The sequence below is a fragment of the Billgrantia aerodenitrificans genome (genome assembly GCF_021404405.1).
GTDB classification, from domain to species: domain Bacteria; phylum Pseudomonadota; class Gammaproteobacteria; order Pseudomonadales; family Halomonadaceae; genus Halomonas; species Halomonas aerodenitrificans.
This window is the reverse complement of sequence record NZ_JABFTV010000004.1, coordinates 64,008-88,861: the sequence shown is the minus strand read 5'-3', so window position 1 is coordinate 88,861 and position 24,854 is coordinate 64,008. Positions and strand designations below refer to the sequence as shown.

Here is a 24,854-nt window from a genome sequence, read left to right as displayed (position 1 = left end):
GATGGCTGACGAAGAGCGCGTACGGAACCTGGCCTACGAAATCTGGGAGTCGGAAGGACGACCCGAAGGGCAGCAGCAGCGCCACTGGGACATGGCGCTGAAGATCGTCGCCGCGGAGCAGGCGGCGGGCATGGACGCCGAACTCGAGGAGGTCGGCGAGCCGGTTGACGAGCCACCCATTCTCGAGGACGACCTACCGCTGGAGGATGACGAAAGGGGCATCGATGAGAACCGGCTGCCGCTGGAGCCCCCCGACGGTGAACCCGACTTCGACGAACTGCCCTACCGCGACGACCGCGACGTGGCCCAGGACGTCCCGGTGCAGGATCGCGGCAGCCCCGGCCCGGCCCCGGACGAGCCCGAACCTACCGCGGCCTCGACCCGCCCGCTGCCGGCCGAGGAGGCGACCAGTACCGGTACCCAGGATCAGGGGGTCGCCAATCGTGGCGGCGAAGAGGCCAGGGAAACCTCGGCGGAGCCCGGCCCGGGGCCCATGGAGCCGCTACCACCGGGGTCCGCTACGGCCAGGCGTACACGCAAGCCGCGCCGCGAGAGCGATGGCCTGACCCAGCCCGACGGCACCGACACTTCCCAAGTGTCGGGCAAGACGGCCAAGGGACGAGGCAAGACGACCGGTGAGAGCAAGCCCAAGGCGGCAGCCGATTCGCCCGCGGGCAAGAAGGCCGCAGCGGGCAGCCGCAGCAAATCGCGCAAGTAAGCAGCGCATGCGCAGATGGCGAGAGGCGTAGCACGACACAGGGCAGCAAGACGCCCACCGCGATCAAGGACGACGAACGATGAACACGAGGCAGGAGCCGCAAGAGATCGACCCCGCCGTGGCGATCGATGAACAACCCGGGGTGATCCGGAGTTCGCGCGTGCGCGAGGGCTGGCCTTTCCCGCTGGGCGCGACCTGGGATGGGCTGGGCGTCAATTTCGCTCTCTTTTCCGCCCATGCCACCCGGGTCGAGCTATGCCTGTTCGACGCGAGCGGCACCCATGAGGTGGAGCGCATCGAGCTGCCGGAGTACACCGACGAGGTGTGGCACGGCTACCTGCCCGATGCCCGCCCGGGCCAGCTCTATGCCTACCGGGTCCACGGCCCCTATGAGCCCGAGTCGGGGCATCGCTTCAACCCACACAAGCTGCTGCTCGATCCCTACGCCAAGCAGCTCGTGGGCGAGCTGGTGTGGGACGAAGCGCTGTTCGGCTACACCATCGGCCATGCCGACGGCGATCTCAGTTTCGATACCCGCGACAGCGCCCCCTTCATGCCCCGCTGCCGGGTGATCGACCCCGCCTTCACCTGGGGCCGCTCCCGTGGCGTTCAGCAGCCCTGGGAGCGCACCGTGGTCTACGAGACCCACGTGCGCGGCTATACCATGCGTCACCCGGCGGTGCCCGAAGCGCTGCGCGGCACCTTCTCGGGGCTGATGGTCAACGAAGTGGTCGACTACATCCGCTCGCTCGGCGTGTCGTCGGTGGAGCTGCTGCCGATCCACGCCTTCGTCGACGACCAGCACCTGCTCGAGCGCGGGCTGCGCAACTACTGGGGCTACAGCACCCTGGGCTTCTTCGCCCCCCATTCGCGCTATCTCTCCGGCAGCAACATCAATGAGTTCAAGCAGATGGTGGCCTGTTATCACGCCGCCGATCTCGAGGTGATCCTCGACGTGGTGTACAACCACACCGCCGAGGGCAACCATCTCGGCCCCACCCTCTCCTTCAAGGGCATCGACAACGCCTCCTACTATCGCCTGCTGCCCGACGAACCGCGCTACTACATCGACGATACCGGCACCGGCAACACGCTCAACCTGAGCCATCCCCGGGTACTGCAGATGGTCACCGACTCGCTGCGCTACTGGGCCACCGAAATGCGCGTCGACGGTTTTCGCTTCGACCTGGCGACCATCCTCGGCCGCGAGCCCCACGGCTTCGACGAAGGCGGCGGCTTTCTCGACTCCTGCCGCCAGGACCCGGTGCTGAGCCAGGTGAAGCTGATCGCCGAGCCTTGGGACTGCGGCCCCGGCGGCTACCAGGTGGGCGGCTTCCCGCCCGGCTGGGCGGAGTGGAACGACCGCTTCCGCGACACCAGCCGTGCCTTCTGGCGCGGCGACGAGGGCCAGCTCGCCGAGTTCGCCTCGCGGTTGATGGGCTCGGCCGACCTGTTCGACCGCCGCGGCCGCCGCCCTTTCGCCTCGGTCAACTTCGTCACCGCCCATGACGGTTTCACCCTGCACGACCTGGTCGCCTACGACGACAAGCACAACCAGGCCAACGGCGAGGAGAACCGCGACGGCCACGACCACAACCTCTCCTGGAACCACGGCGAAGAGGGACCCACCGACGACCCGGACGTCCACTCGCTGCGCCTGCGCCAGATTCGCAACTTCCTCGCCACGCTGCTGTTCTCCCAGGGCACGCCGATGCTGCTGGCCGGCGACGAGCTGCTGCGCACCCAGCGCGGCAACAACAACGCCTACTGTCAGGACAACGAGCTGAGCTGGCTTGACTGGAACCTGGAGGGCGACGCCCACGACCTGATCGATTACCTGCGCCGGCTGATCGCCCTGCGCCTGCGCTATCCCATTTTGCGCCGCGGCCGCTTTCTCTCCGGCGAGTACAACGAGGAGATGGGACTCAGGGAGGTCACCTGGTTGGCTGCCGACGGTAGCGAGATGGACGTGCAGCGTTGGGAGGATCCACAAGCGCGCTGTCTCGGCCTGCTGCTCGACGGCCGCGCCCGCCCCTCGGGCATTCGCCGCGCAGGCGACGACCGCTCGCTGCTGATCCTGTTCAACGCCAGCCCCGAACCGATCGCCTTCTGCCTGCCCGACGTACCCCGCGGCAACGGCTGGGTGTGCCGGCTCGATACGCGTGACAGCACACCGCCCGATGCCGGCCTGCGCGCCTTCGGCGAGGAGTACGCCATGCTCGGACGCTCGCTGGTCATGCTCGAACTGGAGCAGGCGCCATGAACACGACCACCTCTCGACGGAAGGGCACATGACGGAACTGATGGCCTGTAGTGATGATTGGGAAACGAAGCCGAGTGACCGGCAACCGAGCGCTGCCAGCGCCGCCCTGCCCCGCCGTGATGCCGAGGCGCTGGCAAGCGGCCGCCATCCCGACCCCTTCGCAGTGCTGGGGCTGCACGCGCAGGGAGATGGGTACGCACTCAGGGTCTACGTTCCCGGCGCCCAGGGCGTGGACGTCCTGCGGCGTGACAGCGAGCGTATCGAGGGCCGCCTTACCGAACTCGGCACAGCGGGGCTGTTCGTCATCGCGCTGAGCGAGATCTTCCCCTACCGGCTGCGCATCCACTGGCCCGACGGCGTTCAGGAGACGGAAGACCCATACAGCTTCGGCCTCCTGCTCGGCGACATCGACCTGCACCTGATCGGCGAGGGCACCCATCGCGACCTCGGCCGCTGCCTGGGCGCCCAACTCATGGAGATCGACGGCGTGGCGGGCGTGCGCTTCGCCGTGTGGGCGCCCAACGCCCGGCGTGTCTCGGTCATCGGCGCCTTCAACGGCTGGGACGGCCGTCGCCACCCCATGCGCCTGCGCCACCAGGCCGGCGTGTGGGAGCTGTTCGTGCCGCGTCTGCAGTCGGGCGAAGCCTACAAATACGAACTGGTGGACGCCCATGAGCACGTCGTGCAAAAAGCCGATCCCGTAGCGCTGGCCAGCGAACTGCCGCCCGGCACCGCCTCGAAAGTGGCCGATATCGAGAATTTCGAGTGGCACGACGAGGCCTGGCTCGCCCGGCGCGGCGAGACGCTCGCCCCCGACCGGCCGATCGCCATCTACGAAGTGCACGCTGCCTCGTGGCGCAAGCACGGCGGCAACGAGGGCGAACTCTACGACTGGCGGGAGCTGGCCGAGCAGTTGATCCCCTATGTGAGCGAGATGGGCTTCACCCACATCGAGCTGCTGCCGATCATGGAGCACCCCTTCGGCGGCTCCTGGGGTTATCAGCCGCTGGGGCTGTTTGCGCCTACCGCACGCCACGGTTCGCCGGCGGATTTCGCTTTCTTCGTCGATGCCTGCCACCGGGCGGGGCTCGGCGTGATCCTCGACTGGGTGCCGGCCCATTTCCCCACCGACGCCCACGGCCTGGCGCGTTTCGACGGCACCGCCCTGTACGAGTACGAGCATCCTCATGAGGGCTTCCATCAGGACTGGAACACCTACATCTACAACCTGGGCCGGCGCGAGGTGCACGGCTTCATGCTCTCTTCCGCCCTGCACTGGCTCAGGCACTATCACATCGACGCCCTGCGCGTGGATGCGGTGGCCTCGATGATCTACCGCAACTACTCGCGGCGCGACGGCGAGTGGATTCCCAACCGCCATGGCGGTCACGAGAATCTCGAAGCGCTCGACTTCCTGCGCCACCTCAACCAGGTGGTGGCCGAAGAGGTGCCCGACGCCGCCGTCATCGCCGAGGAGTCGACCGCCTGGCCCGGCGTGACCCGGTCGGTACCCGAGGGTGGGCTGGGCTTTGCCTACAAGTGGAACCTCGGCTGGATGCACGACACCCTGAGCTACATGGCGGAGGATCCTCTCTACCGCTGCCATGGTCACCACAACATGACCTTTCCTCAGGTCTATGCATACTCCGAGCGCTTCATGCTGCCGATCTCCCATGACGAGGTGGTCCACGGCAAGCGCGCGCTGCTCGACAAGATGCCCGGCGACGAGTGGCAGAAGTTCGCCAATCTGCGCGCCTATCTCGCCACGCTGTGGACCCAGCCGGGCAAGAAGCTGCTGTTCATGGGCTGCGAGTTCGGCCAGTGGCGCGAATGGGATCACGACCGCGAACTCGACTGGTGGCTGCTCGACGAGCCGCGCCACGCCGGGGTCCGGCTACTGGTGGGGGATCTCAACCGGCTGTATCGCGAACAGCCGGCATTGCACCAGGGCGACTGCGACCCGGCCGGCTTCGTCTGGGTCATCGGCAACGACCACGCCAACAGCGCGTTCGCCTGGCTGCGCTGCGATGCCCACGCAGAGCCGCTGCTGGTAGTGGCCAACATGACCCCCGTGCCGCGGCACGAGTACCGGGTCGGCGTGCCGCGAGCCGGCGCCTGGGAAGAGATCTTCAACAGCGATGCGGCGTGCTACGGCGGTTCGAACCTGGGCAACCTGGGCCGCCTCGAGGCCAACGAACAACCGCTGCACGGTCAGCCGGCGAGCCTGGAGCTGACCCTGCCGCCGCTGGCGGTGATCATTCTGCGGCCGCTAGCGAGGTAGGGAACACACTCACGACTTCAACACGGAAGTAAGGAGAGATGGCATGCTGGCCATGCTGCAACCGGTCCGTTCGATTCTCTGGAGCGTCGCCCTGCTGCTGCTGGGCAACGGCCTGATCAATACGCTGCTGACGCTGCGCGGCACCGACGAGGGATTCTCGTCCACCATGGTGGGCGTGATCATGTCGGCCTACTTCGTCGGCTTCACCTGCGGTACCTGGGTCAGCAGCCGCTTGATTCGGCGCGCCGGGCACATTCGCACCTTCGCCTTCTGCGCCGCGCTGTGCGCCTCGGGCGCGCTGCTGCACATCATCTTCGTCGACCCCTGGGTGTGGATCGTGCTGCGCTTCTTCTACGGCCTGGCCTTCGTCACCCTGATGACGGTGATCGAGAGCTGGCTCAACGGCCAGGCGGCCAGCCACGAGCGCGGCCGCGTGTTCGCCACCTACATGCTGGTGAACCTCGGGGCGATTGCCGCCGCCCAGCAGATCCTGCGCCTGGACACGCCCGGCGGTTTCCTGCTCTTCGCCGTGACGGCCATCCTGATCAGTTGGGCACTGCTGCCGATCACCATGACCCGGCGCCAGCAACCCACCGTGCCCGAAAACGCCAAGAGCAGCCTCAAGGCACTGATCGGCTTCGCGCCGCTATCGGTCACGGCCTCGGTGCTGTCGGGGCTGGCCATGGGCGCCTTCTGGGGTATGGCGCCGCTCTATGCCCGCCAGTTGGGCTGGAGCGCCGGCGACGTGGGTACGCTGATGAGTGTGACCATCCTGGGCGGCGCGCTGCTGCAGCTGCCCATCGGCCGCTTCTCCGACAAGCACGACCGCTCTCGGGTGCTGACCTGGGTGGTGATCGCCGCCGCGGCGCTGGCCGCGATGATGCCGTTCGCCCCCAACCAGACCGCGCTGCTGGGGCTGTTCTTCCTGTGGGGCGGCTTCTCCTTCGCCATCTACCCGCTGGCGGTGGCGCAGTTGATCGACCAGCTACATCCCGAAGAGGTGGTTTCGGCCTCGGCCGACATGCTGGTGACCCAGGGGGCGGGCAGCGCCTTGGCGCCGATTCTCGCCGGGGCGCTGATGGGCGTGCTGGGGCCCCAGGCGCTGCCCTTCTACATTGCCGCGGTGCTGGCCGTGCTGGGTGCCTATGCGCTCTATCGTCGCCGCCACGTCTCCGATCTGGTCTATGGCCATCCCGCCCACTTCGAGCCGATGACCCAGACCAGCCCGCTGGCGTTGGAGATGCTCTTCGACGACTCCCAGCCCGACCTGTTCGACGACCCCAGCTTCTACGAGGAGCACGAGCGCAAGCGGCTGATCGAGGCGTACCAGCAGCGGGACTAGTCCTCAGCTCAGGCGATCAGAGAGCGCCTCCAGGTCGGTGACGGTCAGGTCCGGCTCGATGCCCCAGGGGTCGAAGGGGGCATCGAGGCTGCGCCGCACCCAGGCGGCATGCAGTCCGGCATGCCGCGCGCCGATCACGTCGAAGGGGTTGCTCGAGATCAGCCAGGTGTCGCCGGGAGCCACGTCGAGGCGGTTGCGCAGATGAGCGTAGACGGCGGGGTCGGGCTTGAAGCGCTTGACCTCGTCGACGCTGATCACCGCCTCGAAGCACCCGCCTATTCCGGCCTGTTCGAGCAGGCCGCTGACCGCCTCGAAGGTGCCGTTGGAGAAGGCCACGCAGCGCATGCCGCTAGCCGTCAGTCGCTTCAGCGCACCGGCGGCCTCGGCAAAGGCCGGTAGGCGCCTGTATACCGACATCAGGTGGTCCTTGTCGACGTCCGACAGCTGCGTCTGCAGGGCGCGGTCGGTGAAATCCAGCGCTTCTCGGGTGCACTGCCCGAAGGTTACGTAGGCCCCCATCAGGCCGCGGCGAAAGCTGTACTCCAGTTGCTTGTCGCGCCAACGCCGCGAGAACTCGGGGGCCAGCTCCGCCCTGCCGCTCCTGCCGAGCCGCTCTTCCAGTTCGGCGACCACGCCATGGGTATCGATCAGGGTACCGTAGACATCGAAGGCGAGTACCGTTGCCATCCGCTGCGCTCCTCGTTGCGTTTCGTCACCCCAAGCATGGGGGCTGCCCCGCCGTGGCTCAAGGCGTGGTAGCGGTGGCACCCTGCTGCTTACCCCGCCAGCCGAGTGAGGGCGAAGTTGGCGATGGCGGTGTCCTGCACGCCGGTGCCGGTCAGGTCGCACACGGTGATGGTCGCCTCGGAATTCCGCAGCCGCTCCCCCCGTTCGATCACCCGGCCCAGCTCGTATACCTGGAATGGCGGCTCGCGCCCCGCGTTGGCACAGACCTTGAGTTCCCCGTTGTGCTCGCTCTGCGCCCGGCTGTCGCAGACGAAGGCGTCGGCCCGGGTCAGCACCGATTCGTCCAGCTCGCGCTTGTCGGGGCTGTCCGAGCCCATGGCGGTGACGTGCACGCTCTCGGGCAGGTCGCTGGCGAAGAGCAGCGGCTCCCGCGACGGCGTCGTCGTCACGATGATATCGGCCTGGGCACAGGCGGCATGCACGCTGTCGCGCACGGTGACGGTAAGGCCTTGGCTGCGCATGTATTCGGCGTACTCTTCGGCCGCTTCACGGCGGCGTGCCCAGACGTCCAGGGTATCGACGTTACGCACCAGGCGCAGTGCCTCGACCTGCCGCCGCGCCTGTTCGCCGGCACCAATCACTCCGACCCGGCGGCTGTCCTCGCGGGAAAGGTGCTTGGCGGCGATGGCTCCGGCCAAAGCGGTACGCACCATGGTTAGATAGCCCTCGTCGAACAGCACCGCCTCGACCTGGCCGGTCTCGGCGGAGAACAGCATCATCAAGCCGCTCAGGCTCGGCAGGCCGCGCTTGGGATTGTCGAAGGCGCCGCTGCTGACCTTGATCGCATAACGTTGCCACCCCTTGATGTGGGCGGTCTTGACGTCGACTTCGCTGTTGAACTCCTCCATGGCCATCGACAGGATCGGCGGCTGCACCACTTCGCCGCGCCCCAGCGCGGCGAAGCCCGCCTCCACCTGGTGCAGCGCCTCGTCGTCGATGCCCACCACCGCTTCGATTTCGTCACGTCGATAGAGCTTCATGTTTCCTCCTTGAACACTGCAAAGACCTCAGCCATGGGCAAGCTGGCGCGCTTTGTCGAGCGTCTCCAGCGCCACGCCGTTGCCGGAAAGAATCAGCGCCACCCGCTGGCCGCGCACCTCGAGCCCATGCTCCACCATGGCCGCGAGCCCCACCGCGGCGGCGCCTTCTACCAGAAGCTTCTCGTGCTCGAGGATGTCGACCATGGCCTGGGCGATGGCCGCTTCCGAGACCTGAAAGTGGTCATCCATCACCTCGCGCACCAGGCTGAACGTGCAGCGATTGTCGAGGCCGATGCCGCCGCCCAGCGAGTCGGCCAGACTCTCCACTTCCTCGACCGCCACGGGACGCCCCGCCTGAAGGCTCTGCCACATGGCCGCGCCACGGGAGAGGCTAACGCCGGTGATGCGGGTCTCGGGGCGGATGGCCTTCACCGCCGCGCCGATGCCCCCCAGCAGCCCGCCGCCGGAGAGTCCGACGATCACCCGGTCGAGATCCGGCGCATCCTCCATCAGCTCCAGGCCGATGGTGCCCTGGCCGGCCGCGATCAGCGGGTCGTCGAAAGGCGGAATCAGGGTCATGCTGCGCTCGCGGATCAGGCGCTCGACCTCGCCGAAGGCCTCGTCCTGGCTCTCTCCCACGCGCCTGACCTCGGCGCCCAGCGCCTCGATGGCGGCCACCTTGTTGGCCGGCACCAGGCGTGACAGGCAGACCGTCGCGGCAATGCCGAGCTTCGATGCGGCATAGGCGACGGCACGGCCGTGGTTGCCGGTGGAGGCGGTGACCACGCCGGCCTCCAGAGCATTGCGACCGTGACGCTCGATCAGCGCGGCGATCATGTTGACGGCACCGCGCAGCTTGAAGGCGCCGGTGGGCTGAAGGGTTTCCAGCTTGAGCAGGATATCGGCGTCGAAACGCCGCGACAGGGCAGGCGAACGGACCAGTGGCGTACGCAGCGCCTGTCCGGCGATACGGCGACGCGCCTGGTAAACGGCAGCGAGGGTAACCCCGTGAGCAGAGGTCGACATGGCAGATCCAGTTGTGTGGCTCGTGGCGAGAGGCTTGGCGCTTTCAGCCTAGAAGAGAAGGACAGGCCCAGCCAAACGAAGCGCCGCGGGCATTACCCGCGGCGCTCGTGGTCAGACATACTGGTCGCTTGCCGATTCGACTCGGCAGTACGGCTCAGCTCACCGACATGGCGGCCTTGACCACGCCTTCGCGCACCAGCTCGTCGGTGACCTTGTTCACCGCGCGCTCGGCACGGGCGACGATCTCGTCGACCTCGGCGCGGGTCGCCACTAGCGGCGGCGCGAAGCCGAGAATGTCGCCCTGGGGCATGGCGCGGGCGATCAGGTTCTCGTCCAACGCCGCCGCGGCGATGCGCGGGCCTACCTTGTGCGCGGCATCGAAGTGCGCACGCTTGGCCGGATCGATGGAGAATTCCAGCGCCGCCAGCATGCCCACGCCGCGCACGTTGCCGACGATGGGGTGCTCGCCGAAGGCGGCCTGCATCTGCTGCTGCAGGTAGGCACCGGTTTCGGCGGCGTTCCGGGTCAGCCCCTCACGCTCGATGATCGCCAGGTTGGCCAGCGCCGCGGCGCAGCCCAGCGCGTGACCGGAGTAGGTCCAGCCGTGGCCAATGGGGCCGTACTGGCCGGTGCCCTGCTCCAGCACGCTCCATACGCGGTCGCCGACGATCACGCCGGAGAGCGGCTGATAGGCGCTGGTCAGGCCCTTGGCGACGGTGATCAGGTCGGGCTTGATGCCGTAGTGGTGGCTGCCGAAGTCGGCGCCGATACGACCGAAGCCGCAAACCACTTCGTCGGCGATCAGCAGCACGTCGTACTTGGCCAGTACCGCCTGGATCGCCTCCCAGTAACCTTCCGGCGGCGGCACGATGCCGCCGGTGCCGAGCACCGGCTCGCCGATGAAGGCGGCTACGGTGTCGGGGCCTTCGGCCAGGATCATCTCTTCCAGCTTCTGGGCACAGAACTGGGAGAACTCGCGCTCGCTCATGCCTTCCTGCTCGGCGGCGCGGTGGTAGTAGTACGGCGCCTCGGTGTGCAGGATGCCGGCCAGCGGCAGGTCGAACTGGTCGTGAAACGCCTTGAGGCCGGTCAGCGAGCCGGTGGCCAGGCCAGAGCCGTGGTAGCCGCGCTGGCGCGAGATGACCTTCTTCTTCTGCGGGCGACCGAGCACGTTGTTGTAGTAGCGCACGATCTTGAGCTGGGTCTCGTTGGCGTCACTGCCACCCAGGCCGTAGTAGACCTTGGACATGCCGGGGCCGGCGAGCTCGATGATCTTCTCGGAGAGCGCGATCTGCGGCTCGTTGGAGTGGCCCACGTAGGTGTGATAGTAGGAGAGCTCCAGCGCCTGCTGGTAGATCGCCTCGGCCACCTCGGTGCGGCCGTAGCCGATGTTGACGCAGTACAGCCCGGCGAAGCCGTCGATGAACTCGCGGCCGTCCTTGTCGACGATGTGGATGCCCTTGCCGCCGGTGATCACCCGGCCCGGCGCGTCGCCATGGGCGAAATCGCGCAGGTGGGTGGAGGCGTGGAAGGTGACCTTGCGGTCGCGCTCGATCAGATCGCGGTGCTGCTGGTTCATTATGCTCTCTCTATATCAAAGGCCCCGCCGCAGCGGGGAGATGTTCGATTCGTTATGACGTCGCTGGCCCAGCGCCAGGGCAGGCCAGCGAGCGATATCTACCCAAGGGCGCTGACGCAAGTGCAGCGGCGCGCGGCGATCGACATGGATGTCGATCGAGGACCGGCAAGAGGGACCTTGATCCGGTCCGACGCGCAAGCCGCAAACGCAGCGTCAGGGTTTCGCCCTTGGGCATCGCGAGATGGGATGCGCTGGTGCCTCCTCTCGCTTCAGCTCCCCGATACGGAGCCCAAAGCCCCCAGGCAGTAATACTTGGTCTCGAGATATTCGTCGATCCCGGTGATGCCGCCCTCGCGGCCCAGCCCCGACTGCTTGACGCCGCCGAAAGGCACCGGCGGGCCGGTCATCTTCACCGAGTTGACGCTGACCATGCCGTACTCCAGCGCCCGCAACAGCTTCCAGATGCGGCGGATGTCGTGGGTGTAGACATAGGCCGCCAGGCCGTACTCGGTGTCGTTGGCCATCTCGATCACTTCATCGTCGTCACGGTAGGCGGTCACACCGGCCACCGGGGCGAAGTTCTCCTCGCGCCATACCTTCATCTGCGGCGTCACACCAGTGAGCAGCACGGGCATGAAGAAGTTCTCTCCCGGCGCCTGGGTCTGGTCGCCGGCCACCAGGGTCGCGCCGCGGGAGATGGCGTCGTCGACGATGGCCGCCGCCTTGTCCACCGCCTGGCGATGGATCAGCGGCCCCAGGTCGACCTCGCTCTCCATGCCGTTGCCCACGGTCAATGCCGCCATGCGCTCGGCGAAGTGTTCGACGAACTCGTCGTGGATCGACTCGTGCACCAGGATACGGTTGGCCGCCAGGCAGTCTTGACCCGCGGTCTGGAACTTGGCCGCCACCGCGGCAAAGGCCGCCTCCTTGGGGTCCATGTCGGGGCCGACGATGAATGGTGCATTGCCGCCGAGCTCCAGCGACACGCGCTTCACCGTCTGGGCGCTCTGCTCGAGCAGCAAGCGGCCGACCCGGGTGGAACCAGTGAAGGATAGCGCCTTGACCCGCTCTTCGGCACACAGAATTTTCGAAACCTCGGCGGGCTCGCCCAGTACCACGTTGAACACCCCTGCCGGAATCCCGGCGCGCTCGGCCAGCTCGGCCAGGGCCAACGCCGAGAACGGCGTCTCGCCGGCCGGCTTGACCACCACGCTGCAGCCGGCGGCCAGGGCAGCGGCAGCCTTGCGGGTGATCATCGCCAGCGGGAAGTTCCACGGCGTGATCAGCGCGGCGATGCCCACCGGCTCCTTGAGCGTGCCCAGGGCGGCATTGGGGATGTGGCTGGGAATGGTCTCGCCGAAGGTGCGCTTGCCCTCCTCGGCGAACCAGCGCACGAAGCTGGCGCCGTACTCCACCTCGCCGCGGGCATCTGGCAGCGGCTTGCCCTGCTCCAGGGTCATGATGATCGCGAGGTCCTCGCGGTGAGCCTGCAGCAGGTCGTGCCAGGCCATGAGCCGCTCGGCGCGCTCGTCGGCACGCAGCGCGCGCCAGTGCACGAAGGCGGCATCGGCGGCGTCCACCGCTTCGCGGATCTGGTGCGATTCGAGCCAGGGGATGTAGCCGATGACCTCGCCGGTGGCGGGGTCGAACACCGTCTCCTCACGGCCGCCGTCGCCGTGGGTCCACTTGCCGTTCACATAGGCGTGCTGACGGAACAGACGCGGATCATCGAGCATGGTGGACAGTGTATTGGTCAACTTCATGTTCATGTGGCACCTCCCCTGACACCGGCCCCTCGCTCACGGGCCGGCTGTGGCAAAAACGGCAGAGCAGCCGGCGGCTGCTCGATGGGTACAGGGTAAGGGCAAACCCGGGGCAGGACTTTTCGTTAACCAGCAGGGCAAGTGCGCTTTTTTTTGTCCTCCAGAACTAAGTTGCGTTTTTTTCTGCGCGCAGCGCTCAGATCTCCGGCGGCGCGGCCAGCGCTTCTTCGGTGAACACGATCAGGCCCAGCTCCGGCCGGTAACCGTGGATCTCCTTGACGTCGAGCGCCTGCAGGAAATAAAGGATCTCCTCGCTGACCACCTGCCCCGGCACCAGCACCGGGAAGCCCGGCGGGTAGGGAATCACGAAGCTGGCCGAGACCACGTCGCGACCGGCACGCATCTCGGCCTGGAGCTCGCCGTTGTCGAAGCGCAGATACTCGGTGTTCTCCTCGTCGTAGCTCAAGAAGTATGCGCGGCGAATGTCGCCCTCCGGTGTCTCGCTGCGCTGACGGAAGGCGTCGTGGAAGCGGCTGAAGTCGGGCAGCGGCGGCAGCTCCTGAGTCAGCGAATGCACCCGGTGCTCGATGATCTTGCGCTCGGGCCGGCTGCTCTCCTCCCAGCGGTACTCGAACTCCTTGGCCAGCTTGATCAACACGTCGAGCAGGTAGGCGATGGAGCCGCGAGTCGTGCCGATGTTGGTCATGAACAGCACGGTGTTGCGCGAGGTCTTGTTGATCTGAATGCCGTATTTGTTCATCAGGTATTCGTTCTTGAAGGCATCGCCGTCGACCCCAGTGTTGCCGATGGCAATGGTCACCCGGGTGGGGTCGACCACGAACTCGTCCCGCGCCCAGGCCTCCTCCATCTGGTTCCAGCCGGTCACCGGGTCGAAATAGGACTCGACCCCCGATTCACGATACTCGACGGGCACCATGTCGCTGTTCTTGAGTACCCGGAAGTACTTCTGCAGCTGCGGATGGGTGTAGAGCTGCTCGCGTAGCGACAGCGCCGCCTCTACCTGGGCATGAACCAGCTCGAAGCCCTCCATCTCGGCCTGCATGCGCCCGACGTCCAGCGACGCCACAATCTGATAGTTGGGCGAGGTGGAGGTATGCGTCATGTAGGCCTCGTGGAACGGCGCCTCGACCTTCTGACGGAAGTCCTGGTCCCAGACATGGATCATCGAGCCCTGGCGCAGCGAGGTCAGGGTCTTGTGGGTGGAGTGGGTGGCATAGGCGCGGATGCGCACCGCCTCCGGATCGGGCAGCAGCCGGCGCTCGAGCCAGGTGGCGTCGTCGTCGGGGTCGAGCGTATCGAACTCCGCCTTCCACGCCGCATACTCCTCGCGGTAGGCCTCGCTGCGGTAGCGGTCGCGCAGGGTGCGCGCGGCGTGCATGGCGGTGCGCGGCCGATAGGTGGGATTGAAGGTGGCGAAGGCGAACCACGCCTCGTCCCACAGGAACACCAGGTCGGGCTTGATCGCCAGGCACTCCTCCATCACCCGGCGCACGTTGTAGACCACGCCGTCGAAGGTGCAGTTGGTCAGCAGCAGCATCTTGACCCGGTCGAGCTGGCCGGCGCGCTTGTACTCCAGCAGCGTCTTCTTGATCTCGCGCAGCGGCACTGCGCCGTACATCGAGTAATCATTGAGCGGGTAGGAGTCCAGGTAGCTGACGTGGGCGCCCGCCAGCACCATGCCGTAGTGGTGCGACTTGTGGCAGTCGCGGTCGATCAGCACGATGTCGCGGGGCTTGACCAGCGCCTGCACCACGATCTTGTTGGCCGTCGAGGTGCCGTTGGTGACGAAGAAGCTCTGCCGCGCACCGAAGGCCCGGGCGGCGTACTCCTGGGCCTTCTTGATCGGCCCATAGGGCTGCAGCAGTGAATCGAGGCCGCCCGAGGTGGCCGAGGTCTCTGCAAGGAAGATGTTGATGCCGTAGAAATCGATCATGTGCCCCGCCCAGTGCGAGCGGGTCACCGACTTGCCCCGCGAGATGGGCATGGCGTGGAACACCCCGGTGGGCTTCTTGCTGTATTCGCGCAGGGCATCGAAGAACGGCGTGCGATAGCGGCTGTCGATAGCACGCAGGATGGTATGGTGCTGCTCGATGTAGTCGGTTTCGCGATAGAAGATGCGGTTGAAGTGGCGGATGTCGCGGCTCGCCGTGGCCTCGACGTCGCCGCTGGTGACCAGGAACTGGTCGATCTCGGGACGCAGCTCGTGGATCATCGAGCTGAGCAGGATGCTGCGTTCGGCCTCGGTCTGGTGTTCCAGCTCCTTCTCCGACAGGCCTTCCAGATAGTTGCGCAGCGCACTGAGGTTGTACTTGGACTTGTAGGGAAACTCGTAGCGGATCAGGCAGGCCTGGATGTTGGGGTTGACCAGCACCGCGATCAGGGCGTCCTCGAAGCTGCGTACGGTGACCACGTCGTAGACGAAGCGGTCCTCGGGCCGGCGCAGGCTGTGGAACGCCTCGCGCACCACTTCCTCTTCCTGGGACGAGAGGTTGTCGACGATCAGCAGCTCGAAATAGGGCTGGGCCGAACTGTTGGAGGCCGGGTGCCCATGGCGCAGCTGCGCCAGCGCATCCATGGTCTCGAGATCCTCGGCACTGGCATCGGTTTCGGAGAGGTCGACATGACGCCGCCGATAGGATTCGCTGATCAGCGCCCGCACCAACCGCTTGACCACCTTCTCCAGCAGCGCGTACTCCTCGCGGTCGAACAGCCCCCAGAGATGGCGGAAGTCCTCCTTGGAGGGGAAGGCGTGATAGTCCTCGATGATCTCGAGCCGCGTCAGCTTGACGTCGATCGCCTTGATCAGGTTGCGTGCACGGCTCTCGTCGTTGAGCCGCACCAACTGCCCCAGGTCGCGCTTGAGCGCATTCCAGGTGTCGGCGCGAAGCTGGGAGATCTTGTGGTAGAAGCCCAGCGCGGTATAGGGCGTTTCGGTATGGCTGCTCTCGTTCATGGCGACACCCTTTCCATCGTTGTTCGTTGTCTTTCTCTCAGCGCTAGCTCACGGCCGACAGTGCCGACTATCTCGGGCCGTAACGGACCCGCAATTGCTGTTCGGGAAAATGATCGAAGGCCAGTTCCAGGCGCTGCTGCGGCCAGCGATAGCTGACCCGCCCCGACTGCGGCCAGTACGCGGCGGTGTAGATGGTGCCAAGCCCGCGTGCGTAGTCGCGACGAAACAGCGGCGGCGCGGCGAAGGCGTCGAGCAGGCGCGCCTCGCTGGTAGCCGGGTCGTCCACCAGGATCGACAGCTGGCGCTCGCGAATCAGGGTTTCCGAGGCCAGCGCATGGGCGTACCACTCGATCTTCTTCTGGTGGTTGGTGGCCACCGCCACCCGGCGGATGCTGGCCCGCTGGTCGGGAGCGATCATCGCCGTGACGTAGCGTCCCGCAGCATCGGTCAGGGTGATGTTGTAGGCCATATGGCTGGGCACTCGGGCAAGTACCTCGGCGGCCTGGGGCACGCTGTCGCAGAACTCCAGCAGATAGCGCAGGATGATCGGCGCGCCGAAGCCCTCGCCCACCGCCTTGCGTCCACCGAAGGCCAGCGATACGGCCAGGCCCGCCTCGTTCATGCCATCCAGCACGCCCCACAGGCAGTCGGTCATGGCGATCACGCCGCGTCCGTTCCAACGGGTGTACAGCACGCTGCCCTCGCACAGCTCCGGCGGGTAGTCGTAGTTGCGCGCCAGTATCGGCGCGCCATCGCGCACCAGCACCGCCTGGGAACAGCCGGTGATGTACGGCGGCGGCTGGTAGAGGCTGAGAAAACGCGCCGCCAGATCGCCGCCACCGGCCAGCTCGCACAGCGCCCGGTAGGTCTCCAGCAGCTCCGGCATGTGCCGACGCAGGGCGTTGTAGCAGCTCAGGTAACCCGGCCGCTCACGCTCCCCCTCGGCCAGGTACCACGCCTCGTAGGCTGGCCAGTGGTAGTCGAACAGAGACCGCCACTTGGGCCCCGGCACCTCCTCCTGCAGGGTACGAAAGACCAGCGCTTTCTCCATCTCCCCTCGCCGCGCCTGGTGATGCCGCTCGACTTCTCCGTTCATAGGATCTTGAAGTTGCCGCCGCCGATGGCGTGACTCACGGCGACCTCTTCCACCGCCGGGTCCTGCAGCGGCTCGCCGGCATACTCCCCGCGAATGCCCTCGATCCAGGCCTTGGCCCGCTCGGTGAGCTGGAAGTCGTCGTCCATCAGACGGCCCCGGGTGATCAGGATGCCCAGGTCGGCGCCCTCGTAGCGGAAGTCGCCCGGTCCGCTGATGCGCAGGAAGAAGGCCTCGCGCTCATTCTCGGCGGCATGCGGGTGGTAGCTGTAATGGTCGTAGGCCATGCGGCTGTCAGCGCCCAGCGTCCACACCCCGGTGCGTGGCGCCTGGGTGAGCAGATCGACGCTCTCGTCGGTGTGCTTGATCACCAGTTGGCTCCAGCTGTCGACGCTGTCGGGGTGCGACCAGCGCTCGTTGATCTCCTCGATGTCGAGATCGAACTCGACGTCAGAGAACTCCAGCAGATGGAACAGGAACAGCGGGATGTCGGAGTGGGCGAAAGCGGCCACGTTGGTCAGCGAGCTGGCGCCGGTGACCCGAGGATTGAGTTCGCCCAGGTAAACCTCGCCGTTGTCCATGTCGATCAGGAAGTCGAGCTCGAAGTAGCCGCGGTAGCCCTCTTCGCGCAGGGCCTCGCCGAACTTGAAGGTGTACTCGCGGGCCTTGTCGCGGATCTCCTGGCTGAAGGCGCCAGCGAACATCTCGTTGCCGCACCAGCCGCCCTTGTAGGGGGTCAACGACTTGAAACCCACCAGTTCGGTCATCAACGGCCCCACCACGGTGCCACAGCGGGTGGCGCAGGCCTCGATGGCCGAACCACGGCAATTGATGCGCTTCATGATCTTGACCTCGGGCTCGGCCTCGATCTCCTCGGCGTGCTTGTAGTAGTCGTCTTCGCTGGCGATGAAGAAGGTGGTGTGGCCGGAGTCGCCGTAGGCGGTCTGCACCACCAGGTCGTCGCCCAGCTCACCGCTGACCTCGAGCAGCTCCTGGTAGCTGCCGACCCTGGCCAGCACGTTGGGCACGCTGGGTACCCCGGCCTTGTTGCCGATCCGCACCGTCTCGATCTTGTTGTCCATGCGCGAGCGCAGCTCGGCCGGTGGGAAGGCGACCCGCAGACCGAGCTGCCGGCAGATCTCCTCGGTGTGCTCGTCGAACATCAGGAAGGCGGCGACCCCGGCATCGTCGCCGCTGGCGCGCGACTGGATGAAGTCGATCACCTCCTTGTGCTCGAGCAGGTAGTTGTTGATGTCCTCGATGCTCTCGAAGTCCCGCGGGAATTTTTCCTTGGGCACGAAGACGTTGCGCTGCTGGCCGTCGAAGCAGTCGATGTAGTTGATGTGGCGGAAATTGCCCACCCAGTCGCCGATACCGAGCAGGTTGAAGTTGGTCGCCGATATGAAGTAGACCGGTTCCTTATTGTTGCGAAAATGGCGGCGAACGTCGGCAATGTTATTGATCTTGTTCATTGTTTTCGCTCCAACGATGACGGAAGGGATAGCATCGGCGCGGCCTGTACCGGCGGCCGATGCCGTTGCGGAGCCGCGTGGCGGGAAGCTCCGCTGTAACAGTTGTATCAGGCGCAACAGGAACTCCCGCATGACGACCTCCTGTAGGGTCAGTACTCCTCTATATCGGTGCGTTGCGGTTTGGCCAGCGGCCCCAGGCTGGCAAGAAACGGCGAGGGGCCATGCTCGAAGCGGTAGATCGAGAAATCCACTTGGCGGTCGCGGAAGCTCTTCAGCGGCTGACCCAGGCCGCGCAAACCGGTTTCACGCTCGCGCCGCACCCGGCCGAAATCGACCTCGATGGGCATGATCTCCTCGCCGCCGCCAGCTTGATGAATCACGTCGCCAGAAGGCCCCACCACGATGGAGCGACCGTTGCCGAGGGCGCCGGCGCCGTTGATGTCGAAGAAGTAGCACTGGTTGACCGCGGCGTTGGCACGGGCGATGGAAAGCTCGATATCGCGGTCGATGGTATCGGTCATGGTGGGGTGGAGGATCACCTCGGCGCCCATGGCTGCCAGGGTCCGGGTGGTCTCGGGGAACCACATGTCGTAGCAGATCGACACACCGAAACGACCGACATTGGGCACGTCGAAGACGACGAACTCCATGCCGCTCTCCACGCCGGCCTCGTAGGGGCGGAAGGGGAACATCTTGCGGTAACGCGCCACCACCTGCCCACTCGGATCGATCACCGACAGGGTGTTGTAGATACCGCTTTCGGTACGTTCGAACATGGATCCGGGAATCAGCCAAATACGGTACTGCTCGGCGAGCTGGCAGAAGAACTGCTCGACATGGCTGGGTAACGGGTGGGCGTGGTGTGGCGAGGCGCCGAGCGGCATCAGCTCACTGAACAGAACCATTTGCACCTGGGGAAAGCGGCTCATCAGCGCGTCGACCCGGTGGCGCATGGCCTCGGTATTGTCACCGTGATGCAGGGCCTGCATCTGCACCCCGGCAATGGTGAAGTAGGACATGGGCATCTCTCTACGTCAGGCGATCTTGTCTCAGGGCGCTAACCAACTCGTCCGGCACCGCGATGACATGCCGGAAGATCGCCCGGCTGAGTGAGCCGTAGGCTCACTCTCGCTTTAAGCTTATGCCATGATTCTACTCAGAGTATCAACGTTGAGTTCGCGTTGGATGCCGCGCCGCCAGCGGCCCTAGTCTAAATCAACTGAGAAAGTCGCCCCGCTCCAGTCCCGGTGCAGGACGTTTGACCGCCTTGGTCACAATGTAGGTGAAATAACGCTCGATGCCGACATCCGAGGTGAGCCAGGCGTCGATCAGGCGCTGGTAGGCATCGACGGAGTCGGCCTCGACCTTCATCAGGTAGTCGACCCCGCCGCCCACGGCCACGCATTCGGTGACCTCGGAGGTTTCGTGAACCAGCGCCTCGAAGCGGGCGAAGCTCTCGGCATTGTGCTGCTTGAGCTCGATCTGCACCCACACCGGGGTGCGCTTGACCAGCGCATCGGGGTTGAGGCGTGCGGCGTAACCCTCGATGATGCCGGCCTTCTCCAGCCGCCGCACCCGCTCCCAACACGGGCTGACCGAGAGGTTGATGGCCTCGGCCAGCTTCGACTTGGTGATGCGTCCGTCGCGGGACAGGATCTCGAGAATCTTAAGGTCGTATCGATCGAGCTTCATCGTTCTCTCTTGTCATGTTGCTCTTGTCATTGGCAGAGCGGCACGAATCAGCCGAGGGTATCGACGACGTCGGCGATCACGGCAATGGTGTCGCCCATGTTGACCAGCGCGGGGAAGCGCCGCGCCGCCAGGATGCCGTCGCGACCGGCGTGGTACTCGACCGGCGTCGCGCCGCTGCGGGTCATGTCGTAAACGCGGGCGATCACCTGGCCCTTCTCCACCCTGTCGCCCAGCGCCAGGGTCAGCTCGAGCAGACCCGTATGTTCGCTCTGCACGTAGCAGCTGGCGTCGGGCATATCGAGATAGATCTGCGGCTCGGCAGGCATCTCCACCTCGCCCTGGAGCAGGCCGAAATAGATCAGGAAATTGCGCACGCCGCGCTCGGTGAGGGCCAGGCTCTCGGGGGTCGAGGTGCCGCCGCCGCCCAGCTCGGTGGCGACGAAGACCTTGCCCTGACTCTCCACCGCGGTATCGAACAGCGCCGCGGCATCGAGTTCGAACATCATCATGGCGTAGGGGGCACCGAACGCCTTGGCGCCCTCCAGGGCCTGGCGCTGCTGCTCGGGGTCGTCGAGCACGTGGGAGGCACCGAAGGGAATGATGTCCAGGGTGCGACCGCCGGAGTGCAGGTCGAGCACTACGTCGCACATCGGCGTAATGACCCGGGTGAAGTAGTCGGCGATCTTCTCGGTCACCGTGCCGTCGGGGTCGCCGGGAAAGCTGCGGTTGAGGTTGCCGCCATCCATCGGCGAGGTGCGCTTGCCGGCCATGGCCGCCGGCATGTTCATCATCGGCACGATGATCACGCGACCGCTCACGTCCTCGGCACGCAGCGAGCTCGACAGCTTCATCAGCGCGGTGATGCCCTCGTACTCGTCACCGTGGTTGCCACCGGTCAGCAGCGCCGTGGGGCCCTCCCCGTTCTTGACCACGGTCACCGGAATCATCACCGCCCCCCAGGCCGACTCGTCGGTGGAGATCGGCAGCTTGAGGAAGCCGTGCTGGACGCCGTCGGCGTCGAAGTCCACGGTGGCGCTGATCGGGCTGGGTCGCTTGCTCATCTTGCTCTCCTTGACTTGACGAACGCTGGCCTTACTTGACGAAAAGCTGGCGCGGAAAATTGGCCAGCGCTTCGCAGCCGGTCTCGGTGATCAGAATGCTCTCGGTTATCTCGAGCCCCCAGTCGTCCTGCCACAGGCCCGGCATGAAGTGGAAGGTCATGCCCGGTTCGAGAATGGTCTCGTCCGAGGGACGTAGGCTCATGGTGCGCTCGCCCCAATCGGGCGGATAGCTGATGCCGATGGGGTAGCCGCAGCGGGCGCCGCCGCGGTCGAAGCCGTACTTGTCCATCGCTGCACCCAGGGCCATGGCGATATCGGCAGTACGGTTGCCGGGCTTGGCCACGGCCAGGCCGTTCTCGATGCCCTCGAGCAGGGCCGACTCGGCGCGCACGAAGTCCTGCGGCGGCCGGCCCAGAAACACCGTGCGTGACAGGGGCGCATGGTAACGCTTGAACACCCCGGCAATCTCGAAGAAGGTCCCTTCCCCCTTGCGAAACGGCGTGTCGTCCCAGGTCAGATGGGGCGCCGCCGCATCCTTGCCGGTGGGCAGCATGGGCACGATGGCGGGGTAGTCACCGCCGTGCACCTTGCCGTTCTCGTCGACCCAGCCCTCGATACCGACACGGTAGATCTCCGAGACCAGCTTGCTCTTGGGCAGGCCGGGCTCGATCACTTCGAGAATGCGTGAGTGCATACCCTCGACGATCTTGCCCGCCACCCGCATGTAGGCAATCTCCTGGGGCGACTTGATCGCACGGCACCAGTTGACCAGCGAGTTGGCATCCATGAAGCGTGCATGGGGCAGTTCGCGCAGCAGACTCTGGTAGGCCTTGGCTGAAAAGTAGTAGTTGTCCATCTCCAGCCCCACCACGCCCTGATGCCAGCCGCGATCGGGCATGATCGACTGGGCCAGGTAATCCATGGGGTGCATGTCCGGATTCTGGACGTAGTAGTCAGGGTAGTAGGTGATGTTGTCCGGATCGATCCAGCAGGTGCGCAGCGCCCCGTTGGCGTCCATGCGCCGGCCGTACCACACCGGTTCGCCCTCCAGCCCCACCAGCACGCACTGGTGCACGTAGAAGGACCAGCCATCATAGCCCGTCAGCCAGGCCATGTTGGACGGATCGCTGATCACCAGCACGTCGATCCCTCGACTGGCCATTTCGGCCCGCACCTTCCATAGCCGGCTGGCATATTCCTCACGAGTGAAGGACAGGGATACCTGAGTCATGGGCCACTCGCCATAAAATCACCAAGAACCGGCCCTCTCCGCTACATGAAGAAGGCCGGGCCATCGGATAGTCGGTCATCGCGGTCAGGGGTGAAAGGACCGGCCCAAAATTGTCATGATCGATTTTGACGGAAAACATGACAATCCCAGTTCAATGCCGCTAAGCTGATAGTAGCATCCCCCCTTGGCTGGCGGTCAAAGGCTTTATTGAATCATGACGATTGATCTGACCCCGTACCTGACGGATACGGGCCCCAAGTACCTGGCCATCGCTCGTGCTCTCTCGGAAGCGGTGCGTCAGGGGGAGCTGGTGCCCGGTACCCGGCTGCCGCCTCACCGCCAACTGGCCGAGAGCCTGGGGGTCAGCGTCCAGACCGTCTCGCGCGCCTATGCTCAGGCGGAGAGAATGGGGCTGGTGCAGGCCCGGGTGGGCAGCGGCACCTGGATCAACGCGCTGGACGATGCCAAGGAGTCGGCCTATCTGCGTGGCCACGAAGCACGTCAGGAGAATCCGCTGATCGATCTGTCGATCGCCCACCCGGTATGCCCGCCGAGCCATCATCTGCGCTTTCGCCATACCCTGGCCGAGCTGGCCGAGCTGGCCAGCCCCGACGTGATCGGCGCCTGCCGCCCCATCGCCGGCCTCACGCATCAGCGCGAGCGCGCCAGCGCCTGGCTGCAATCGCGCCTGCACGTACCCGGCGAGATGGACGACCGCATTCTCTGCAACGGCGCCGCCCACGGCCTGATGCTGGCGATTTCCAGCGTGGTGCAGCACGGCGACCTGGTGCTGACCGAAGCACTGACCGATCACGGCCTGATCGCGCTCTCGCGCACGCTGGGCTTCCAGTTGCGCGGCATCGCCATCGACCACGAGGGCATCGTGCCGGAAGCGCTTGAGCTGGCCTGCCAGCGCTTCAAGCCGCGCGCGCTCTACCTGACCCCGACCCAGCTCAATCCCACCGGGGCGACCATGAGCGAGGCGCGCCGCGACGCCGTGGCCGAGGTGCTGGCGCGGCACCGGGTTTGGCTGATCGAGGACGACGTGCATGCGCTGCTGGAAGCCCCGGGATTAACCCCCGTCGCGGCACGCATTCCGCAGCTGAGCTTCCACGTCACCAGCCTGACCAAGGTCACCGTGCCGGGGCTGCGTGCCGGCTACCTCACCGTGCCGCGCGGCCAGCTGCACCATGTGCTGCCGCGCATGCGTGCGACCACCTGGATGGCAACGCCGCTGATCTTCGAGATCGCCGACCGCTGGCTTGCCGATGGCACCGTCGAGACCCTGGCCGCCGAACAGCGTAGCCTGCTGGGCGAGCGCCAGCAGCTTGCCCAGCGCCTGCTCGGCCATCATGCGCTGGAGTCGCGCCCCACCAGCCTGCACGTTTGGATTTCGCTGCCCGACGCCTGGCGCGCCGAGGAATTGCAGCAGCAGGCGGAGCAGGAGGGGCTGGCGATCACCACGGCGGTGCCGTTCATGGTGGAGCAGACTCCGCCGCCCAGGCGCATCCGGGTGAGCCTGGGTGCCGAGCAGGACATTGCCCGCCTGGAAGAGGGGCTCAAGCGCTTGGCCGTGCTGCTCGACGAGGCGCCGCCGCCCATGATGCAGATCGTGTACTGAGAGATCGTCTACCGAGTAAGGAGCCGTCATGCGCATACTGCTTCACATCGACGACATCGAGGCCTGGCGCGATGCGCTGGCCGAACGCCTGCCCGATGCCGAGATCGTCACCGCTGACGACCCCGCCGAGCGACGCCGCGACGCCGACTACCTGGCGGTGTGGAAACCCTCCGAGGCGCTGCTCGCCGAGCAGACCCGCGCCCGCGGCATCGTCAACCTGGGAGCGGGCGTCGATTCCCTGCTGAACAATCCGGCGCTGCCCGAAGGGGTACCCATCGTCAAACTGCGCGATGCCGGCATGGCCGAGCTGATCGGCGACTACGTGCGTTACGGGGTGCTGCACTTTCAGCGCGACTTCGACCGCTACCGCCGCCAGCAGGCGCAAGGGGAGTGGCACGAGCACAGCGTTGCCGACAAGCGCGACTGGCCGGTGGGCGTGCTCGGCCTCGGTGCCATCGGCGCCAAGGTGGCCGCCATGGTCGCCGCCGACGGTTTCCCCGTGCATGGCTGGAGCCGCTCGCCCAAGTCGCTCGACGGCATCGTCTGCCACCACGGCGACGAGGGGCTGATCGAGCTGCTCGGGCAGGTTCGCACCCTGGTGCTGCTACTGCCCGGCACCCATTCCACCCGCCATATCATCGATGCCCGCGCCCTGGCCGCCCTGCCCGAGGGTGCCAACCTGATCAACCCCGGCCGCGGCAGCCTGATCGACGAGGCGGCGCTGCTCGAAGCGCTGGGTGAAGGTGAACAGGAAGGCCGGCTGCGTGGCGCCATCCTCGACGCCTTCCCCGAGGAGCCGCTGCCCGAATCGAGCCCGCTGTGGCGGCATCCGCGCATCTGGGTAACGCCGCACATGGCCGGGCCGACGCCGCTGGGCGAGGCCGTCGACCAGGTGGCCGAGGCGATCCGCGCCTTCGAGGCCGGCGACGAAGTGGAGAGCGTCGACCCCGAAGCGGGTTATTGAGCGGGCGCGTGTCGCGTGGCCGCGGCACGCGCCCAGGTCAGACAGGA

Annotated in this window: 18 protein-coding genes; 6 read left to right on the top strand and 12 right to left on the bottom strand. The window is 66.1% G+C overall.

Annotation, left to right across the window (positions count from 1 at the left end; translation table 11 throughout):
- The first annotated feature begins 1 nt into the window (after position 1).
- The 4 genes from HOP59_RS08760 to HOP59_RS08745 all read left to right on the top strand — a co-directional run bounded on the left by HOP59_RS08760 (position 2) and on the right by HOP59_RS08745 (position 6,604).
- On the top strand, positions 2-718 hold the full coding sequence (locus HOP59_RS08760; RefSeq protein WP_010627092.1) for a DUF2934 domain-containing protein: 717 nt from the start codon (positions 2-4) through the stop codon (positions 716-718).
- Between the two features lie 79 nt (positions 719-797).
- Complete coding sequence (gene glgX / locus HOP59_RS08755; protein WP_010627091.1) at positions 798-2,981, top strand: glycogen debranching protein GlgX; 2,184 nt, start codon at positions 798-800, stop codon at positions 2,979-2,981.
- A 28-nt stretch (positions 2,982-3,009) separates the two neighbouring features.
- Positions 3,010-5,262, top strand: a complete 2,253-nt coding sequence (gene glgB, locus HOP59_RS08750) for a 1,4-alpha-glucan branching protein GlgB (protein WP_234253589.1) — start codon at positions 3,010-3,012, stop codon at positions 5,260-5,262.
- A 43-nt stretch (positions 5,263-5,305) separates the two neighbouring features.
- Entirely contained in the window at positions 5,306-6,604 is a 1,299-nt protein-coding gene (locus tag HOP59_RS08745; RefSeq protein ID WP_010627089.1) for an MFS transporter, read from the top strand.
- Positions 6,605-6,607: 3 nt separating this feature from the next.
- On the opposite strand, the gene HOP59_RS08740 is transcribed toward HOP59_RS08745, so the two are convergent.
- From HOP59_RS08740 to doeA, 12 genes are all read right to left on the bottom strand, one after another.
- On the bottom strand, positions 6,608-7,291 hold the full coding sequence (locus HOP59_RS08740; RefSeq protein WP_234253588.1) for a haloacid dehalogenase type II: 684 nt from the start codon (positions 7,289-7,291) through the stop codon (positions 6,608-6,610).
- Between the two features lie 89 nt (positions 7,292-7,380).
- Positions 7,381-8,331: a cyclodeaminase gene (locus tag HOP59_RS08735; RefSeq protein WP_010627087.1), complete on the bottom strand. Its 951-nt coding sequence runs from the start codon at positions 8,329-8,331 to the stop codon at positions 7,381-7,383.
- A gap of 27 nt (positions 8,332-8,358) precedes the next feature.
- Entirely contained in the window at positions 8,359-9,357 is a 999-nt protein-coding gene (eutB, locus tag HOP59_RS08730) for a hydroxyectoine utilization dehydratase EutB (protein WP_010627086.1), read from the bottom strand.
- Between the two features lie 154 nt (positions 9,358-9,511).
- Positions 9,512-10,936, bottom strand: coding sequence for an aminotransferase (locus HOP59_RS08725; RefSeq protein ID WP_010627085.1), 1,425 nt, complete (start codon positions 10,934-10,936; stop codon positions 9,512-9,514).
- A 269-nt stretch (positions 10,937-11,205) separates the two neighbouring features.
- Positions 11,206-12,705, bottom strand: coding sequence for an NAD-dependent succinate-semialdehyde dehydrogenase (locus tag HOP59_RS08720; protein WP_010627084.1), 1,500 nt, complete (start codon positions 12,703-12,705; stop codon positions 11,206-11,208).
- 190 nt (positions 12,706-12,895) lie between these two features.
- Complete coding sequence (locus HOP59_RS08715) at positions 12,896-15,673, bottom strand: aminotransferase class I/II-fold pyridoxal phosphate-dependent enzyme (RefSeq protein ID WP_234253587.1); 2,778 nt, start codon at positions 15,671-15,673, stop codon at positions 12,896-12,898.
- A gap of 67 nt (positions 15,674-15,740) precedes the next feature.
- The gene (locus tag HOP59_RS08710; RefSeq protein ID WP_035590399.1) at positions 15,741-16,724 is read right to left on the bottom strand and encodes a C45 family autoproteolytic acyltransferase/hydrolase; all 984 of its coding nucleotides are present in this window, start codon (positions 16,722-16,724) and stop codon (positions 15,741-15,743) included.
- A 41-nt stretch (positions 16,725-16,765) separates the two neighbouring features.
- Positions 16,766-18,238 (bottom strand): biotin carboxylase, encoded by a 1,473-nt coding sequence (locus HOP59_RS08705; RefSeq protein WP_234253585.1) that lies wholly within the window; start codon positions 18,236-18,238, stop codon positions 16,766-16,768.
- Positions 18,239-18,387: 149 nt separating this feature from the next.
- The gene (locus HOP59_RS08700) at positions 18,388-19,257 is read right to left on the bottom strand and encodes a carbon-nitrogen hydrolase family protein (protein ID WP_010627080.1); all 870 of its coding nucleotides are present in this window, start codon (positions 19,255-19,257) and stop codon (positions 18,388-18,390) included.
- Positions 19,258-19,453: 196 nt separating this feature from the next.
- Entirely contained in the window at positions 19,454-19,930 is a 477-nt protein-coding gene (locus tag HOP59_RS08695; RefSeq protein ID WP_234253583.1) for an Lrp/AsnC family transcriptional regulator, read from the bottom strand.
- Between the two features lie 47 nt (positions 19,931-19,977).
- Positions 19,978-20,991, bottom strand: a complete 1,014-nt coding sequence (doeB, locus tag HOP59_RS08690) for a N(2)-acetyl-L-2,4-diaminobutanoate deacetylase DoeB (RefSeq protein ID WP_010627078.1) — start codon at positions 20,989-20,991, stop codon at positions 19,978-19,980.
- 31 nt (positions 20,992-21,022) lie between these two features.
- The gene (gene doeA, locus HOP59_RS08685; RefSeq protein ID WP_010627077.1) at positions 21,023-22,222 is read right to left on the bottom strand and encodes an ectoine hydrolase DoeA; all 1,200 of its coding nucleotides are present in this window, start codon (positions 22,220-22,222) and stop codon (positions 21,023-21,025) included.
- A gap of 214 nt (positions 22,223-22,436) precedes the next feature.
- Here doeA and ehuR point away from each other — a divergent pair, with 214 nt between their 5' ends.
- A complete protein-coding gene (ehuR, locus tag HOP59_RS08680; protein WP_010627076.1) occupies positions 22,437-23,843 on the top strand; it encodes a MocR-like ectoine utilization transcription factor EhuR in 1,407 nt (468 codons plus the stop codon).
- Between the two features lie 28 nt (positions 23,844-23,871).
- The gene (locus tag HOP59_RS08675) at positions 23,872-24,807 is read left to right on the top strand and encodes a 2-hydroxyacid dehydrogenase (protein WP_010627075.1); all 936 of its coding nucleotides are present in this window, start codon (positions 23,872-23,874) and stop codon (positions 24,805-24,807) included.
- Positions 24,808-24,854: the final 47 nt, after the last annotated feature.